Source organism: Serratia sp. 25CWL12 (assembly GCF_055790885.1).
The window spans coordinates 182,122-199,773 of the sequence record NZ_CM147698.1 but is presented as its reverse complement, the minus strand read 5'-3'; the positions used below and the strand labels follow the sequence as shown (position 1 = coordinate 199,773).

The 17,652-nt window shown below is 48.4% G+C and carries 12 protein-coding genes and 1 pseudogene; 7 read left to right on the top strand and 6 right to left on the bottom strand.

Going from position 1 to position 17,652, the window contains the following annotated elements:
* Positions 1-181 precede the first annotated feature (181 nt).
* Entirely contained in the window at positions 182-1,642 is a 1,461-nt protein-coding gene (locus ACX9GV_RS00900; RefSeq protein WP_473196718.1) for an EmmdR/YeeO family multidrug/toxin efflux MATE transporter, read from the bottom strand.
* Between the two features lie 395 nt (positions 1,643-2,037).
* On the opposite strand from ACX9GV_RS00900, the gene yfcF reads away from it, so the two are divergent.
* On the top strand, positions 2,038-2,673 hold the full coding sequence (gene yfcF / locus ACX9GV_RS00895) for a glutathione transferase (protein ID WP_473196717.1): 636 nt from the start codon (positions 2,038-2,040) through the stop codon (positions 2,671-2,673).
* A gap of 73 nt (positions 2,674-2,746) precedes the next feature.
* Here yfcF and aqpZ read toward each other — a convergent pair whose 3' ends face one another.
* The 3 genes from aqpZ to ACX9GV_RS00880 all read right to left on the bottom strand — a co-directional run bounded on the left by aqpZ (position 2,747) and on the right by ACX9GV_RS00880 (position 7,454).
* On the bottom strand, positions 2,747-3,442 hold the full coding sequence (gene aqpZ / locus ACX9GV_RS00890) for an aquaporin Z (protein WP_023492656.1): 696 nt from the start codon (positions 3,440-3,442) through the stop codon (positions 2,747-2,749).
* Between the two features lie 618 nt (positions 3,443-4,060).
* On the bottom strand, positions 4,061-5,404 hold the full coding sequence (locus ACX9GV_RS00885) for an APC family permease (protein WP_473196716.1): 1,344 nt from the start codon (positions 5,402-5,404) through the stop codon (positions 4,061-4,063).
* A 343-nt stretch (positions 5,405-5,747) separates the two neighbouring features.
* Positions 5,748-7,454 (bottom strand): amidohydrolase, encoded by a 1,707-nt coding sequence (locus tag ACX9GV_RS00880; protein ID WP_473197945.1) that lies wholly within the window; start codon positions 7,452-7,454, stop codon positions 5,748-5,750.
* A gap of 265 nt (positions 7,455-7,719) precedes the next feature.
* On the opposite strand from ACX9GV_RS00880, the gene ACX9GV_RS00875 reads away from it, so the two are divergent.
* Positions 7,720-9,741 carry an oxidoreductase gene (locus tag ACX9GV_RS00875; protein WP_473196715.1) on the top strand — a complete coding sequence of 674 codons (2,022 nt, stop codon included), beginning with the start codon at positions 7,720-7,722 and terminating at the stop codon, positions 9,739-9,741.
* Positions 9,742-9,918: 177 nt separating this feature from the next.
* Here ACX9GV_RS00875 and rlmG read toward each other — a convergent pair whose 3' ends face one another.
* Complete coding sequence (rlmG, locus tag ACX9GV_RS00870; RefSeq protein WP_473196714.1) at positions 9,919-11,058, bottom strand: 23S rRNA (guanine(1835)-N(2))-methyltransferase RlmG; 1,140 nt, start codon at positions 11,056-11,058, stop codon at positions 9,919-9,921.
* 185 nt (positions 11,059-11,243) lie between these two features.
* On the opposite strand from rlmG, the gene ACX9GV_RS00865 reads away from it, so the two are divergent.
* The 3 genes and pseudogenes from ACX9GV_RS00865 to ACX9GV_RS00855 all read left to right on the top strand — a co-directional run.
* Complete coding sequence (locus ACX9GV_RS00865; RefSeq protein ID WP_473196713.1) at positions 11,244-11,792, top strand: M48 metallopeptidase family protein; 549 nt, start codon at positions 11,244-11,246, stop codon at positions 11,790-11,792.
* A 51-nt stretch (positions 11,793-11,843) separates the two neighbouring features.
* Entirely contained in the window at positions 11,844-12,824 is a 981-nt protein-coding gene (locus ACX9GV_RS00860; protein WP_473196712.1) for a Gfo/Idh/MocA family protein, read from the top strand.
* Between the two features lie 3 nt (positions 12,825-12,827).
* A pseudogene (locus tag ACX9GV_RS00855) lies at positions 12,828-12,941 on the top strand (glutamine amidotransferase); the annotation flags it as partial.
* Between the two features lie 384 nt (positions 12,942-13,325).
* Here the strand turns inward: ACX9GV_RS00855 and ACX9GV_RS00850 are convergent.
* Entirely contained in the window at positions 13,326-14,417 is a 1,092-nt protein-coding gene (locus ACX9GV_RS00850) for a DUF262 domain-containing protein (RefSeq protein ID WP_473196711.1), read from the bottom strand.
* 745 nt (positions 14,418-15,162) lie between these two features.
* Between ACX9GV_RS00850 and ACX9GV_RS00845 the strand changes: the two genes are divergently transcribed.
* Together ACX9GV_RS00845 and sstT are read left to right on the top strand one after the other, a co-directional pair.
* On the top strand, positions 15,163-16,137 hold the full coding sequence (locus ACX9GV_RS00845) for a TerC family protein (protein ID WP_473196710.1): 975 nt from the start codon (positions 15,163-15,165) through the stop codon (positions 16,135-16,137).
* Positions 16,138-16,415: 278 nt separating this feature from the next.
* On the top strand, positions 16,416-17,651 hold the full coding sequence (sstT, locus tag ACX9GV_RS00840) for a serine/threonine transporter SstT (protein WP_023489468.1): 1,236 nt from the start codon (positions 16,416-16,418) through the stop codon (positions 17,649-17,651).
* Position 17,652 lies beyond the last annotated feature (1 nt).

The following is a 17,652-nucleotide window of genomic DNA, read 5'->3' as shown; positions in this document are numbered from 1 at the left end:
GTATGTTTAACACGTTGTTTGGCAGCTGTTTGCTGCTTTCTGTTATGCCCAATCACCTACAACGATAACCAATAAACCTTCCCCACAAGAAGCTAAGGAAGCTATTCAATCGACAACAGAAACGATGATTTATTATCCAACACCATTGAGGGTAGCGCTACGCCGCTTTGGTGCTAATCCGTCAGGAGGCGGATGGCGGTTTTTCTGCCAAAATGGCTGGTTGTCCCTTAACGCGTGGATATCGCCACAACCAGCGGCCGCTGACCATGCGCCAATAGAAAAAAGTACCGCGCACAATCCAATCAAAGAACATACCCAACCAGACGCCGACCACCCCCATGCCAAGTACCACACCGAGAATATAACCGACAATCACTCGGCAACCCCACATACTGAGCATCGCAACCCACATGGTAAAACGAGCATCACGCGCTCCCTTTAACCCGGGTGGCAATACCCACGAGGCAGCCCAGATGGGCATAAAAGCCGCATTCCACCAGATCAACGTTTTCACTACTTCTTTAACGTCGTTTTCCTGGGTATAGAAAGAGGCCAATAGCCCGGCGAACGGCGCTGTTCCCCAGGCAATAAGGGTTAAACCAAGGGTTGCCAGCCAGAATATATGACGCAATTGCCGCTCAGCCTGCCCTCTCTGCCCTTTACCCAAGCGGCGGCCAACAATGATCATTGCAGAAGAACTCAAAGCGTTACCCGGCAGGTTAATCAACGTCGCAATGGAAAATGCGATAAAGTTACCGGCGATAACGTTAGTTCCCATCCCGGCAACAAACATCTGCGTCAACAATTTCCCGCTGTTGAATAGTACTGACTCAATACTGGCTGGAATGCCGATCCCCAACACATCCCACAAGATATTGCGGTTGAGTGGCTTCAGGTAACTCTTGAGTGAAATACGTAGCGCCGGGCTGACACCCACCGTCAACACGTAAAGAATACAGACGGCACCGATATAGCGGGAAATGGTCAACCCTAGGCCTGCACCGACAAAACCCAATCCATGCCAATCAAGCAGGCCATAAATCAGCACACTACTGATCAGGATATTTAAAATGTTCATACCGCCATTAATCAGTAGCGGAATTTTGGTACTCCCCGCACCACGCAAGGCACCACTGCCGATCATGGTAATGGCCGCTGCCGGATAACTCCACACGGTGGTTTGCAGGTAAGAAAGCGCCAGGGTTTTCACTTCCGGCGAGGCTTGACCGGCAATCACATCAATAATCTGTTCCCCTGCCAGATGGATCCCCAATGCCAGCAAGAGCGCCACAGCGGCCATCAATACCAGAGATTGCCGCGCAGCTGCCCGTGCCCGCTTGCGATTCCGAGTGCCAAGGCTAAAGGCCACCACCACAGTGGTCCCCAAATCGACGGCAGCGAAAAACGCCATAATGAGCATATTGAAGCTATCTGCCAGCCCTACACCCGCCATCGACTCCTTACCAAGCCAGCTCACCAGAAAGGTGCTAAACACCCCCATCAACAAGACGCAGGTATTTTCCAAGAATATCGGTATCGCCAGTGGCGTGATCTCTCGCCAAAAAAGCACCCGATAACTCTTTCTCTTGGCATACCAAGGCGTTTTACCGACACTTTGGTGAAGTAGCCTATGTAAGTTCAAAGTCAGCCTGCTGGGGGGAAGTGAAACGTCGTTTCGAATGATGGTTTATCTCTGTTCACTCTGCAAGATATTCCTGTGAAACGAGGATTTATACTCAAGTTCAATGAAGTTGCAGGTAGGCGACAAGTGAGCGAGTCCCTAGGAGCATAGATAACTATGTGACTAGGGCGAAAGAACGTAGTCAACACCCCTGCGGCTTCATTGGCGATGGATATAGAATGGCAACAGAATGGCAACCATGATACCTGCAGCTTAAACAGCGATGGGCAAAGTTTGTCGGCTTAATCGACCAAACCGGAATTATCCTAGTCAGGATCCTCTGACGATACCATCACCTTGATTTTGTTTGATGGCTGACTAATGATGTCAGTTCCCACTATTTTCAGGAAGATGTTATGAACCAGTCAGCCATTGTTCTCTACACGGATGCAAACTTTTTCAGCCCTTATGCCATGTCAGCATTTGTGACACTGACAGAAAAAGGGATCCCCTTTACCATTAAACCGGTAGATTTATCTCAAGGGGAACAGCGGAGTCAAACCTATGGCGAACTGTCATTCACTCATCGTGTACCCACGCTGGTGATGGATGATTTTCATCTTTGCGAATCTTCAGCCATTGATGAATACCTGGAAGAGGCCTATCCCGCACATCCAGTCTATCCACGGGATATTAAACAACGCGCTAAAGCCCGTGAAATTCAAGCCTGGCTGCGTAGTGATCTCTTGCCATTGCGCACTGAGCGACCAACGGAGGTCATTTTTGCTCAGGGCAAATTTGCACCTTTAAGTGACGCTGCCCAGCAAGCTACTCAAAAATTACTTAACGCGGCGCAACAATTATTGAACCATGGTCATGAGAATTTATTCGGCCAGTGGTGCATCGCTGATACCGATCTGGCGCTGATACTTAACCGATTGGTTATGCACGGTGATGAGGTACCGGAAAATATTCGCCACTATGCACAAAAACAGTGGCAACGCCCTTCGATACAGGCTTGGTTGGCATTACCCAAAAATTTTGGTCGCTAAAACTATCGTCGCTAAAACTATCGTCGTTACAATAATAGCAGGGCAGCCACAAGGGCTGCCCTGAGAGTGATACTTATTTTTTGTCTTCCAACAGACAGCGGTAAATCAACCCGCCAATAATGCCGCCAATTAATGGGATCAACAAGAATACCCAGAGTTGCTGTAGCGCCCAAGTGCCTTGGAATATCGCCACACCCAGACTGCGTGCTGGGTTAACTGAGGTATTGGTGACTGGAATGCTGATTAAGTGAATCAATGTCAATGCCAGACCAATAGCCAGTGGAGCAAAACCTGCCGGTGCACGCTTATCCGTTGCGCCATGAATAACAATCAAGAAGAATGCAGTCAGGACTAATTCAATAACAATGGCTGCTTGTAGAGAGTATCCATCAGGCGAATGCTCACCATATCCATTCGAAGCAAAACCACCTGCGGTAGCATCAAAGCCGGTTTTACCGCTGGCAACTAAATAAAGCACTGCGGCGGCGGCGATACCACCAATAACCTGAGCAATAACATAAGGAACAACATCTTTTGCCGGGAAGCGGCCACCAGCAAATAATCCCATGGTCACTGCCGGGTTAAAATGTCCACCTGAAATATGACCGACAGCATAAGCCATGGTCACAACGGTGAGACCAAACGCTAACGCTACACCCGTAAACCCAATACCCAGTTGTGGAAATGCAGCAGCTAATACTGCGCTCCCACAGCCACCAAATACTAACCAAAATGTACCAAAAAATTCAGCAAAAAGTCGCTTTGACATAGATTGTATCCTACAAGAAAAAATAAATTTCTATCAGAGAGATACTCGTCATACTTCAAGTTACATCGGGGAGGCAGAGACTGATTACTCGGCTCTTCCCTGAGCCCTGCCCTTCTGGGCCAACACAAACACAATTCAAAATACGCTACTCTTTTGAATTGTGACTTGATTTATTTAGGGTATGGATTACAAATGCGTGGAAAGTAAAAACTGATCAGCTGACTTCGGTCAATAGTTCTGTTTTATAAGCATTACCAGCGCACAGGCAACTTAAATTATGATGGTCTATCTGATATATCCCTATTACGGCGGCTATTAAATGCCTATTTTTTTATCTTGTCTATGCCTATAGTGACCAGTAATAATAATAAAATGTAAAATAATGTGTCCGATTTTTTACCGAGAGTGATGTATTCAATACATTGCTCGTCCTGAAAGCATAATGCTTATTCTCAATTGAACCCATAAAATCACACTGATTTTACAACACCCATTAAATTGCTAACAATATGTTTTTCTCACGATAATTCGTCGTTATTGGCTACAGGCTGGGTTGGCATTATCAAAGAAAAGCATGTATTGAAAAGATAGGGCGGCCTTATTAAGCCACCCTCAGTCTTAATCAAGCAGGTGGGAAATATCATCATGGGTGACTGCCGGGGGATCCTTACGCAATCCTTTGGTCAACCATAGCAGATAGATAAAACCGGCCAGCAACCAGCCTAGGCCTACTTTCAATGCTTCACTATCCAGGTTAAACCACAACCATACTGACATGCCAAAACCAATCAGCGGCAACAAGCCATATTTGAACATCGCGTTCAGGCCCCGCTGCTTTTCATTAATCAGAAAATGTTTGATTACGCTGAGATTAACAAAGGTAAATGCCCCCAATGCCCCAAAGCTGATCATCGACACCACCATGTTCAAATCCATACACAGGGCCAATAAAGAGACTATTGCCACAAACACTATCGCCCGCCATGGTGTACGAAAACGGGAATGGAGATGGAAGAATACTTTACGCGGCAGCACACCTTCACGCCCCATGGCGTAGAAAATGCGCGAGACACTGGTTTGTGCGCTCATGCAAGAGGCGTATACCCCCGTCAAGTAAGTGGCCATAAAGAAGTTATACATCCACTTGCCACCCACATGTTCAGAGATAATCAAGCTGGCAGTATCCTGATGAGGAATCAACGCTTGCCAGTCTGGATAAGCCAGATGTGCAGCATAAGATACCGCCACAAAAATGGCACCGGCACTGATCACCGTAATCAGGATCGCTCGTGGCAGGGTATTCTTAGCGTCGTCAGCTTCTTCTGCCATGGTGGCGATAGCATCAAAACCAAGAAATGCCAGGCAAAGTACCGCGGCACCGGCAATCAGGCCGGAAAAATTACCCGCATCCACCAAGAGTGGTTTCATCAACGCGGCGGGGCTGAGATCCGCTTCGCTAAATGACAACACAATAAACAGCACAATAAACACCATCTGCAAACCAATCAGCGTAAAGTTGACTGAGCTCAACAGGCGGACACCCAGAATATTCAGGGCGCTGACACTACCAATGGATGCCAGAATAAACACATAGGCCGGAATCGATGGAAATGCCTCATGCAAGAAAATACCTAAAACCAAATAGTTAAGCATGGGCAGAAACAAATAATCCAGAATCTGCGCCCAACCCACCAGAAAACCAGTTTTCCCACCAAAACTGCGTTGCACATAAGAATAGGCCGACCCTGCTAACGGCATCGCATTAGTCATCCGGCAATAACTCAGTGCGGTAAACAAGATGGTCACAATGGTCACCAGGTAAGCAATCGGCAAATGGCCTTGGCTTAACACCGTCACCTGACCATAGGTGGTGAATACGCCCAATGGCACCATATAGGCAAGACCAAATGCCACTAAGGCTGGGGTTTTAAGAACTCGTTGCAACTGAATATTTTGTGGCATTGCCGTATCATCTCCTGGCGCAGCGCCATTCCCTCAGGGCCGATTCCCATGGGTTATTCTGTGCTGCGGAAAAAACAAGGCACGGATTCTGGCACAAGAAAGGCTACCGGGGAAGTGAACAATTCGCTTCAAGCCAATCTACTGACAAGAGGTAAATAATTCGCTACCAACCCGTTGATTTAATGTTTCAACAATATGTCGATAGCATTGCCATGAGTCACCCACCAAGCATCCAGCAAGTTCACCAAAAGTGATAGGCAGTTAAATCTATTTAAGCAGATTTGAAGGCTTTTGCAGGGGGAAGTTACCCTTTCCCCCTGCTGGTTAAACAACAACGTTGGTACTAGGCCGGATAGACCACTTCCCCCCCCACCAGCGTCCGCTGAATACGGGTTTGATATATCTTATTCGCCGGTTGTTCGAACAAATTATGGTGCAGCACGATGGCATCAGCAAATTTGCCCACCTCAAGCGAGCCAATATACTGCTCTTTAGCAATCATGTAGGCGGCATCGATGGTCGCAGCGCGTAATGTTTCAATGAGGGTTAGGTCACGATCATTATCCAAGCGTGGCCCAGTAGGATTCCCTTCAGCATCCCAAGCGCGGCGTGTCATCCCCACTTGCAGGTTATACCACTCATCCAGCCGGTCAATGGGCCAGTCACTGCCATAAGCCAAGCGCACCCCGGCATCAAGGAAGCGAGCTGCGGGTTCCAGATGAAGGAATCGCTCTTCACCGAGCATTTCACGCTCTTCATCAATCAACACCGCTGGTAATCCCGCCCATTGGAACGACAGTACAGCGGTAGCCCCAAGAGCGGCAAAACGTTCATATTGATGGGCAGCCACCAGCTCTGCATGGGCCAACCCCGGGCGGACATCTTTACCAGGGCAGGCATCACGCATCAACTCAAGTGCATCCAGTACCTGCTCAATAGCCCCCTCACCCACAGTATGGGTATGTGGGTGCAAACCAGCGCGGCCACATTCAACAATCAACGCATTGAGCACCGGCGTAGTGAAGTAGAGATCCCCATAGCGATCACCCGTACCTTCACCATGATGTTCGCGATACGGCTCCAACAGCGCTGCCGTCATGGTTGGGGGCTGTAAAACGCCATCAACAAAGAGTTTGAGATGCTCAACCGCAATACCGGCTTTGGGTGTCCAGGTTTTGTCGCTCCACTGGTTGGCAAAATCAACCACTTCCTGCACCGCACGTGCCGCATCTTCTGGCCCAGGGACGCTATCTGGCGTCACTTCTTTGGCCCCGAGCATCCGTAGCGTCAGTTCTCCGCGAGAACGTAACGTGGCAAACGCCTGGAGTTGCTCGGCAAATATGCGGGTATCCATGACGGTGGTGACCCCTTGCGCATGTAACGCCTGCTGCACGCGGGCCGCTACCTGTACGCTCTGCTCTGCAGTACCGGAAGGAATGCTGTCGAAGGCGCGCATAGCGGGGGCATCTTCCAGAATCCCGGTTAATTGCCCATCGGCATCTCGGGCAATCTTGCCATCTGATGGGACAGGGGTATTTTCATCAATACCCAACATGACCAAGGCACGGCTATTGGCGGCCAGGGTATGACAATCATTAGAGAACAGTGCCACCGGGCGACGCGTATTGAGGCTATCCAACAGCGCACGGCTCATATCAGCCCCCGCCGGAACCATTCCTTGACGCTGCCAGGCACGGACCGTCAACCACTCATCATCAGCTGCGGGGTATTTATCCAAATGCGCCTGAATATGCTGCAATGTCTGTTCCACCGTCAGCGCCGCATAGTGCAAGCTGCATCCTTGGAGTTGCTTGCCCCCCCAAAAGGGGTGCATATGGCTGTCGATCAGCCCCGGCATCATCATTTTACCTTGCAGATCGATACATTCTGTCGCTGAAGAGGCCAGTGCCAGCACCTGTTCATCGCTCCCTACCGCTAAAACGTATCCCTGCCCGATCGCCAATGCACTGCAAATGCTATTAACCGCATCCGCTGTATAAATGGTGCCGTTGTAATAAATCACATCGGCAACGTTGGTCGCTGGTGTCATATTCACTATCTCAAAACCACATAAAATGACCCTAAGTATATACTCAAGTCGATTCAAGTGGCAGGTAGAAGGTGCTGGCGTTTATCCCTATAAAATGTAATGAAATAATCAAGATCCATGCGCACTATCACATTCGACATCACATTCAACCGCTCTTCTGTTCCCAAGTAAGCAAACAACAGCTAGATTTATCTCATCCGACCACTTTTCGTCATCGCCCGCTGGGCTTGAATGGTGACTGGCATAATAACTCTCGGAGAGTGCGATGAATTCATACCCACACCTGTTGGCCCCGCTCGATCTCGGTTTCACCACCCTGAAGAATCGCGTGTTAATGGGATCGATGCACACCGGCTTGGAAGAACTGCCCAATGGAGCTGAACGCCTGGCGGCCTTTTATGCCGAACGTGCGGCCGCAGGCGTCGCCTTGATCGTAACTGGGGGCATCGCACCCAATGAAAAAGGCGTGGTTTATCAAGGGGGAGCCGTGCTCAATCAGCCACAGCAGGTGGCACACCACCGCATCGTCACTGATGCCGTCCATCAGGCGGGGGGTAAGATCGCGCTGCAAATTCTCCATGCCGGGCGCTACAGTTACCAACCACAACCGGTTGCCCCTTCGGCGCTACAAGCCCCCATTAGTCCATTTTGCCCCACCGCCATGGTGGAACAAGAGGTTGAACAAACGATTACTGACTTCGCCCACTGCGCAGCGTTAGCGCAACAGGCCGGTTACGACGGTGTGGAAGTGATGGGTTCTGAAGGTTACCTGATTAATCAGTTTCTGGTGGCGCGCACCAATCAGCGCAATGATCAATGGGGTGGCAGCTTTATCAAGCGTATGCGTTTTGCAGTGGACATTGTGCGGGCAGTACGTCAGGCAACAGGGGCACAGTTTATTCTGATCTACCGCCTTTCGATGCTCGACCTGGTGGAAGACGGCGCCAGTTGGCCGGAGATCGAACAACTTGCCAGTGCCATCGAACAGGCAGGCGCGACACTGATCAACACCGGTATTGGCTGGCATGAAGCGCGTATCCCTACCATTGCCACCCTGGTACCTCGCGCAGGCTTCAGTTGGGTGACAGCAAAATTGATGGGCAAAGTGGGGATCCCACTGATCACTACCAACCGCATTAATGATCCGGCCGTGGCAGAACAGATTTTAGCTAGCGGTGGTGCTGATATGGTGTCTATGGCGCGCCCTTTCCTGGCGGATGCCGCCTGGGTAGAGAAAGCGGCTGAAGGGCGAGCCGACGAAATCAACACCTGCATTGGCTGCAACCAAGCTTGTCTGGACCAGGTTTTTATGGGGCAAGTCGCGTCTTGTCTGGTTAATCCGCGCGCCTGCCACGAAACTGAAATGCCCTGGGTTGCCACCACTTCAGTGAAAAAACTGGCGGTAGTCGGTGCCGGGCCTGCGGGATTAGCATTCGCCACCACCGCGGCCCGGCGTGGACATCAAGTCACGCTGTTTGATGCTGATCATCAGATTGGTGGTCAATTCAATATTGCCAAGCAGATCCCCGGCAAGGAAGAATTCCACCAGACACTGCGATATTTTCACCATCAATTAAAGTTGAATAACGTGGTGCTGAAATTGGGGCAACCAGTACAGGCGCAGGATCTGGCAAGCTTCGATGAAGTGATCCTCGCTTGTGGCATCAAGCCACGCCTACCGGACATTCCCGGTATCAAGCACGCGATGGTGATGGACTATCTGGCGGTATTACGGGATAAAAAGCCGGTTGGTCAGCGGGTGGCGATCATTGGTGCGGGTGGGATCGGTTTCGATACTGCCGACTATCTCAGCCAAAGTGGAGCTTCCAGCAGCTTGCACCTAGAGGCGTTCAACCGTGAATGGGGTATCGACCCGCAGTTTACTCACCGTGGCGGTCTGAGTGATCAAGGGCCAATCGTGCCCGCAGCCGCACGCCAACTGTTTCTGTTACAACGCAAAACCAGCAAAATAGGCGAAGCCTTAGGTAAAACCACCGGTTGGATCCATCGCACCAGTTTGGCAGCGCGCGGTGTAAAAATGCTCAATGGCGTCAGTTATCTGCGCATTGATGATCAAGGGTTACATATCCTGCGGGATGGGCAAGAACACTGTCTATCGGTAGATACCGTGGTGATCTGTGCTGGGCAAGAACCACGTCGCGAACTACAGCAACCGCTGCTAGACATGGGCAAAGTGGTTCACCTGATTGGCGGCGCAGATAGCGCCGCCGAATTGGATGCCCGCCGGGCGATTGAGCAGGGTATGCAGCTCGCCATGGCACTTTAGCGCCCATCATCGCTGCGGCAATAGGTTGGGCGATCCCCAACCTATAATACCCAAAATACTTCGAATTGCTTGAAGGCAGCCAGCGATGGAAGCCCTAGGAGCATAGCCAACTATGTGACTAGGGTGACAGAGCGAAGCTAACACCCAAGCAGTTTGGAAGTAAGAAGGGTATAACCACTAACGGCGTACGCCAGACTTAACCGCCTTGAGGATCAGAAACTTCTTATTGGCAGCGACCGTGGTGCAGTTGCCAAACAAGCGCTGCAACTTCTGGTAGTAGTCAAGATGACGGTTACCAACAATGTACAACGCACCACCCACTCGTAGACAGCGTTTGGCATCGCAGAACATCTGCCAGGCAGTATGGTCAGTGATGGCATGCTGTTGGTGGAAAGGCGGGTTACACAATACTGCCTGCAGACTGCCCCCCTCAATACTCGCCAGTGAGTTATTCACTTTAAACTCACAGCGCTCCAATGCCTGCGGCAAATTATGCGCCACATTCAGTTCGCTGGAAGCCACCGCCATATAAGATTCATCAATAAAGGTGACCTGCGCTTGCGGATTCTGAACCAAGGCTTTCATACCGATAAGGCCGTTGCCGCAACCCAGATCGACAATATGACCGTTGATATCCTGCGGTAAGTGTTCCAGAAACAGACGAGCGCCAACATCCAGGCTACCACGGGAAAACACATTGGCATGGTTATGAATCAGCCAATCTGTACCATCAAGCGGCCAGTTGGTGGTTTCCGCTGCTGCTGGGGGCACGATATCAGCGACCTGGCAATAAATCAGGCGAGCCTTTTTCCAGGCCAGGCTGGTATGCGTTGGACCAAGTACCCGTTCAAAGAGTTGTAACGTGGAAGTATGAACATCCCGTGCTTTGGCACTGGCTACAATCAGGGTATCTGGCGCGACCACCTGACGTAATGCCCGCAATTGTTGTTCCAACAACGCCAAGGCTTTGGGAATGCGCATCACCACGACAGCCGGGTTGGCAGGCAATGCGGCCAGGCTGTCTTGCAGTGTTACCTGCTCCACATCCAATTCATTAAGCTGCAGATTATGGCGGGTTGCCAACTGGCTCATCAAGGAATCACTGATGCTGTAAGGCTTGTAGCCATGCAGGGCACAAGCCAGCGCACCGAAGTTATCGTTGAAGATCAGCAGTGGGCGTTCACCTAGATCAATGTTTTCAACTTGTTGCAGCAAATACTCATCTGCTGCCTCCCATGCCTGGAGTTGACTGGCCTCTTCCTGTTGAGGATAACGCTCCAGCTCCAGTTGCTGTGTTCCTAAATCGAGTTGGCTCATTGCCGCTCCTGACCAATAAATTTGGGCTGTTTATCCCCTAAAAACGCTCAGCAGTAAAATGTTTTTTTACCAAGACGAAAGCAGCGCGATATGATTGAGTACACTGACCAGGCCAAATAACCGCACTGCCCCTCTGCCGCCTGCAGCTTGATTGGTGACGGGTATAACACGGAATATTGAATCACATGCCTCAACTGATCTACCTGCAAGGCTATCCCGACCACCTGCAAACGCAGGTACAACAGCTTATCGAACAGCAACGGCTGGGAAAGGTGCTGTTACAGCGCTATCCGCAGGTTCACGACTGCACCACTGACAAGTCGCTGTATCAGTTTACTGTCGATCTGAAAAATCAATATCTGCGTAATGCGCAACCATTGAGTAAAGTGGCCTACGACAGCAAAATTCAGGTGTTAAAACAGGCGTTAGGTCAACATACCGCCATTTCCCGCGTACAAGGTGGCAAGCTGAAAGCCAAGGCCGAGATCCGCATAGCGGCAGTGTTTAAAAATACCCCAGAACCCTTCCTGCGTATGATTGTGGTTCATGAATTAGCGCACCTGAAAGAGAAAGAGCACAATAAAGCGTTCTACAGTTTATGTTGCCATATGGAGCCGAGCTACCACCAATTGGAGTTTGATACCCGCTTGTATCTGACGCATCTGTCACTGTTTGGTGAGCTCTATCCCCCGCCCGGTAACCTGCCAGATATTAGGGATATTCGCCTAACATGATTCGCATGCTAATCTGCTGTAAATAATTTTCCTGAGCAACCGGAGTAACCTATGATTCGCTTTGCTGTTGTTGGTACCAACTGGATTACAGAACGCTTTGTCGATGCTGCTCATAAAAGCGGCAAGATGCAACTGACCGCCGTCTACTCACGTAAACTAGAACAAGCGCGGGCATTTGCGGCCAATTACCCCGTTGAACACTTCTTTGACTCGCTAGAAGCACTGGCCCAGTCCGATGTTATCGACGCAGTGTATATTGCCAGCCCAAACTCACTACATTACTCGCAATCCTTGCTGTTCCTCAGCCACAAGAAACATGTGATTTGTGAAAAGCCATTAGCCTCTAATTTGCGTCAGGTGGAAGAATTACTGGCTTGCGCACGGGAAAATCAGGTGGTGGTATTTGAAGCTTTTAAAACTGCCTACTTGCCAAACTTTGCCGTACTGCAACAAGCCTTACCAACGCTGGGTAAGCTGCGTAAAGTCTTTCTTAATTATTGCCAATACTCTTCCCGCTATCCGCGTTATCTGGCTGGTGAAAACCTGAATACCTTCAACCCGCAATTCTCCAACGGTTCGATCATGGATATCGGTTACTACTGTGTCGCCAGTGCAGTCAGCCTGTTTGGTGCGCCTAAAGAAGTGAAGGCCAGCGCGACCTTGTTGGACACGGGGGTCGATGGCCACGGCAGCGTTTGCCTGAGTTATGGTGACTTTGATGTCACTATCTGTCATTCCAAGGTGAGTAACTCCGATATCCCAAGCGAAATTCAGGGGGAAGAGGGCACGCTGGTGATCGAACGGCTTTCCGAAGTGCAAAATGTGGTGCTCACACCACGGGGTGAAAAATCGCAAGTGCTGACTCAACCACAACACGAAAATACCATGCTGTACGAAGCACAGGTATTTGCCGATTTGGTAGAGAAACAGCAGGTCGAGCATATTGGTCTGGAAAACTCACGGCACATCGCTCAGTTATTGACTGAGATCCGCCGCCAGACCGGCGTGGTGTTCCCAGCAGACAGTGAATAACCGATGAAACCGCTGCTATTAATGCAAACCGGTGATGCCCCGCAACGTATCTTGCAGGAACAGGGTAATTTTGACCAAATGTTCCTGCAGCAGGGGAATATTGCCGCTGAGCGCCTATTTTTATACCCCAAATACTTCGAATTGCTTGAAGGCAGTCAGCGATGAAAGCCCTAAGTGCATAGCCCACTATGTGACTAGGGTGACAGAGCGCAGCTAACACCCAAGCAGTTTGAAGTAAGAAGGGTATAGTGCATCTTCCAGCCGGGTAACTACCGCTACCAGCAGAAAACCACTGCGGCGTGGTAATCACCTCTATTGGCTGAGTGAGTATGCAAGAAGCTCTCTAAATGTGAGTAGCCTTAACAAAGCGTACTGAAGAACCCTCCACCGACCACCGTCGCTACTCCCCTTCAGTACGCTTTCCCTAATAACTAGCTTGGTCAAATATATTCACGTTAATTAAGTATAATATTATTAGTGAAGTCTAAATTGAAATCCAGCTCATATAGTTAATTTAATCTCTGCTTTTATGGACTCAACTGCATTATTTACTAACTCATAATTCGTTGTCGCGCTCTTTGAACCATAATAATTGCTATTTTTAAATCCATTTTTTATTGCACCCAGTATTTTTTCAGCACCAATCTCATTATAATTAACATCATCTAAGATAACGTAATTAAACACTCCGGTTATAATCATTAATATACTAGATTGAAAAAGATGCCTTTTCTCTGACGGTGCATATATCTCCTTAGAGAAAGGATGCTGAATGCCATGAGCTGTTATAAACCTTAAGAAATTTAACATTTGTTCAAAAATATACTCAGAACGCTCAATGAATTTTTTCACTTCATCATTGTTCATTTTCCTTGTCTTATCCATAATAGCATCAACATAATATGGCGTACCCACATATTTCTGATTAAGACCATAATGCAAGATATAAAACATCAAAAAAAAGTCTGCATGAACAGCTTTATCAGTTAGTCTCTTTTTTACCATATTGAAAATATCAGCCATCTCCTTGTTATTTTTCAACTCACCAACTTTATTGATAACCCAATCATTAAATTGTGACCCAAATAAAACATGTCGAATTTCTTGTTTCGACATAGGATTAGTCCCTTTATTATATCTTAAAAATATCTCCAACTCTAAATTAGGATCATCTTGAACGTGGATATAATTTAAATTTAAACTAGTTTGTACTGATAATTTATTTTTTAATTCTACAGGAAGTTCTGTGAAAGACATTCCATTTAGATTCGCGAGCTTTTCTAATCCTGTTAGTTGATACTCATTATTAATGTATCTATGTATCGCTCTTAATCTATGTTGTCCATCAATAACATTTGACACATGCGGGAATTTTGTTGTATCTGATGCTAGATAAATTGTAGGAATAGGGATTCCCATAAGTAGTGACTCAATTAAAAAACTCTCATCTTTCTTAGTAAATTTGTATTCTCGCTGATAGAACGGTTTTAATTTTATTCCTCCTTGCTCTGCTTTGCCTGCATCAATCTCTCTACATAGTGTTTGAATATTCACTGTGGTTGTATTTGATTGTACTTTTACTTCATTCCGCATTTAAATAACCTCAGTAGTTGAGCATTTTTCAGACACTATAACTAAACATTTAGATATGTCAAACTAAATGTTTAGTTTTATGAGATTTTGGTTAAACTATCATCCCCCCTTGATGGACGAACCAATTCAATTGATAGCTTGCCATCAATTAAACAGTACGCTACCAGCCCGCAAACCATACAATGGTAGACTCTAACTCTGGTGCCATGAGCACTCTATCTGAGATAGTTTCTTCAACAGGCCACTGATAATCTCAATGATAAAGTATTTTGATAACATCGGAGAGAATGGCTCTCAAATCGACTGATGAACGCCAAGCTGAGCATTTACCACCTAGAGAATACCTAAGGTTTAGACAGGCCTGAGCTATGAAAAAAGCGGGTGAAGCCAAGAATTTTACCAAGTATCAGACTGTTATACCCCCGTTAAGCCAAAGCCTGTTGCAGAACTTCATCCGCTCCGTGGGTGTACAGAAAATTGTGCCATAATAAGGATTAACGTTGACCAGCCGCACATTTTGTTTTAACTTCCTGCGCTGCAAAGGGGAGTAACTTCATTGCCGGTTAATCGTCAATACGGTGCGCAAGCATCCGGTTACCGGGCAACCTGATGTTGAAGGTGTTTATCACCACATCAGCGTTGTAAGTGAGACCTTGCCGGAAGGCGAGGTTTGCTTGCAGCGTTAATCATAGCGGCTAGCGTCTTCCGACGTTGGCCGTTTTTGTTTTGTAGAAGGATTTCCTGAATGATAAATACCGTTGGCACCCCTTGGTTGTGGGGCAGTTTTGCTGTCATCATTGTCGTCATGCTGGCCATAGACCTGTTATTACAGGGTCGTAAAGGCGCGCAGACCATGACATTTAAGCAGGCTGCCTGCTGGTCACTGGTGTGGGTGAGCCTGGCGCTGTTATTCAACTTTGGTTTTTGGTACTACCTGAATCAAACCGCAGGACGCGCAGTAGCCGATACTCAAGCGCTGGCTTTCTTGACCGGTTACTTGATTGAAAAATCGTTGGCTGTTGATAACGTCTTCGTTTGGCTAATGCTATTCAGTTATTTCGCTGTTCCTCCTAATTTACAACGCCGAGTGCTCATTTACGGTGTGCTAGGTGCAATCATCTTGCGTACCATCATGATCTTCGCAGGAAGTTGGCTGATTACCCAATTTGCCTGGTTGCTCTATCTGTTCGGTGCTTTCTTACTGTTTACCGGTATCAAGATGGCCATAGCGAAGGAGGATAATGCCGCCATTGGCGATAAGCCCCTAGTGAAGTGGCTGCGTAGCCATTTACGCATCACCGACAACCTGGAAGGGGAGCGTTTCTTCGTACGCCGCAATGGGATATTGTTTGCTACCCCTCTAATGCTAGTACTGATTTTGGTTGAACTGAGCGATGTTATTTTCGCCGTTGACAGTATCCCGGCGATCTTCGCGGTGACCACCGATCCGTTTATCGTGCTGACCTCCAACCTGTTCGCCATCATGGGGTTGCGCGCCATGTATTTCCTGTTAGCCAACGTGGCTGAACGTTTCTCACTGCTGAAGTATGGTTTGGCGGCGATCCTGATATTTATCGGTATCAAAATGTTGATTGTCGATTTTTATCATATCCCGATTGCCATCTCATTGAGTGTTGTCGCAGGGATCCTCCTCGTGACATTGCTGATCAATGCCTGGGTTAACCAGCGCAATGATATTAAATCTCGGCAAAAACCATAATCTATTATTTGGGGTGTTAATCACCCCATTATTGTTTGGCGATTTCTTATATATACAGAATGTTATCAGGGTCACACAAATGTAAATGAAATGTATTTGGCCAGTTATCTACGCATATTATTTCATCGTCTCCCCTTTTCAAGGCGCATTGTTTACTGAATACTAACAAGGCAAACACACTTCGTTACAGAGACAACCATAAATAACCCGGCAACGTTCCTGCCAAGGTAGAGAGCTCTGTATGTCATCTTATCAGGGAGCGGAAACGCAAAAGCATCATGAATAAATTATTAGCACGAATCACTCAGGGCAGCCTGGTTATACAGATCATGGTTGGCCTTGCTGCAGGTATTATCCTGACACTGGTGTCACCCCCTGCTGCCAAGGCAGTGGGTTTATTGGGCTCGCTGTTCGTCGGTGCGCTGAAAGCGGTAGCTCCACTGCTGGTACTGGTACTGGTTATGGCTTCCATCGCTAATCATAAACAGGGGCAAAAAACCAATATCCGCCCAATTTTGTTCCTTTATCTGTTAGGCACTTTCGCCGCTGCGCTTTCCGCGGTCGTGTTCAGTTTCCTGTTCCCGACCACATTGACTCTGGTTGTGGGAAACACCGACATCAGCCCGCCAAGCGGTATTACAGAAGTCTTGAAAGGCCTGCTGATGAATGTCGTCGCCAACCCGTTCCATGCCCTCACCAATGCTAACTATATTGGTATTCTGGCCTGGGCTATCGGGCTGGGACTGGCATTGCGTCATGCCTCTGACACCACCAAGTCATTAATCACCGATATGTCCCACGCAGTAACCATGGTGGTACGGGGAGTGATCCGCTGTGCGCCACTGGGTATCTTTGGCCTGGTGTCATCGACACTGGCAGAGAGTGGTTTTGGGGCGCTCAGGGACTACGCACAATTACTCGTGGTGTTGATCGGCTGTATGTTGCTGGTGGCACTGGTGCTAAACCCGCTGATTGTTTACTGGAAAATCCGCCGTAACCCTTACCCACTGGTATTGACCTGCCTACGTGAAAGTGGCGTAACGGCCTTCTTTACCCGTAGTTCCGCCGCCAATATTCCGGTGAATATGGAACTGTGCAAAAAGTTGAACCTGAACCAGGATACCTATTCAGTTTCTATCCCACTGGGTGCCACCATCAATATGGCTGGCGCAGCGATCACCGTCACTGTGTTGACCCTGGCCGCTGTTCATACCCTCGGTATTGCTGTTGATATTCCTACCGCGCTGTTACTGAGTGTCGTCGCCGCAGTTTGTGCTTGCGGTGCTTCTGGCGTGGCGGGTGGCTCCCTGTTGTTAATCCCGCTGGCCTGTAATATGTTTGGTATCCCTAATGATATTGCCATGCAGGTGGTAGGTGTCGGCTTTATCATTGGCGTGCTGCAGGACTCAGCAGAAACTGCTCTCAACTCCTCTACTGATGTGGTGTTTACCGCAGCAGTCTGCCAAGCAGAAGATCAGCGCTTGGCTGATAAGGACCCACTAAAGGTTCGTTAAT

Excerpts from the sequence above, each read along its gene's own strand:
- aqpZ (WP_023492656.1), bottom strand. The coding sequence starts at position 3,442 with ATGTCAAAGCGACTTTTTGCTGAATTTTTTGGTACATTTTGGTTAGTA.
- ACX9GV_RS00850 (WP_473196711.1), bottom strand. The coding sequence starts at position 14,417 with ATGCGGAATGAAGTAAAAGTACAATCAAATACAACCACAGTGAATATT.
- ACX9GV_RS00865 (WP_473196713.1), top strand. The coding sequence starts at position 11,244 with ATGCCTCAACTGATCTACCTGCAAGGCTATCCCGACCACCTGCAAACG.
- ACX9GV_RS00885 (WP_473196716.1), bottom strand. The coding sequence starts at position 5,404 with ATGCCACAAAATATTCAGTTGCAACGAGTTCTTAAAACCCCAGCCTTA.
- ACX9GV_RS00860 (WP_473196712.1), top strand. The coding sequence starts at position 11,844 with ATGATTCGCTTTGCTGTTGTTGGTACCAACTGGATTACAGAACGCTTT.
- ACX9GV_RS00875 (WP_473196715.1), top strand. The coding sequence starts at position 7,720 with ATGAATTCATACCCACACCTGTTGGCCCCGCTCGATCTCGGTTTCACC.
- ACX9GV_RS00845 (WP_473196710.1), top strand. The coding sequence starts at position 15,163 with ATGATAAATACCGTTGGCACCCCTTGGTTGTGGGGCAGTTTTGCTGTC.
- yfcF (WP_473196717.1), top strand. The coding sequence starts at position 2,038 with ATGAACCAGTCAGCCATTGTTCTCTACACGGATGCAAACTTTTTCAGC.
- rlmG (WP_473196714.1), bottom strand. The coding sequence starts at position 11,058 with ATGAGCCAACTCGATTTAGGAACACAGCAACTGGAGCTGGAGCGTTAT.
- sstT (WP_023489468.1), top strand. The coding sequence starts at position 16,416 with ATGAATAAATTATTAGCACGAATCACTCAGGGCAGCCTGGTTATACAG.
- ACX9GV_RS00880 (WP_473197945.1), bottom strand. The coding sequence starts at position 7,454 with ATGACACCAGCGACCAACGTTGCCGATGTGATTTATTACAACGGCACC.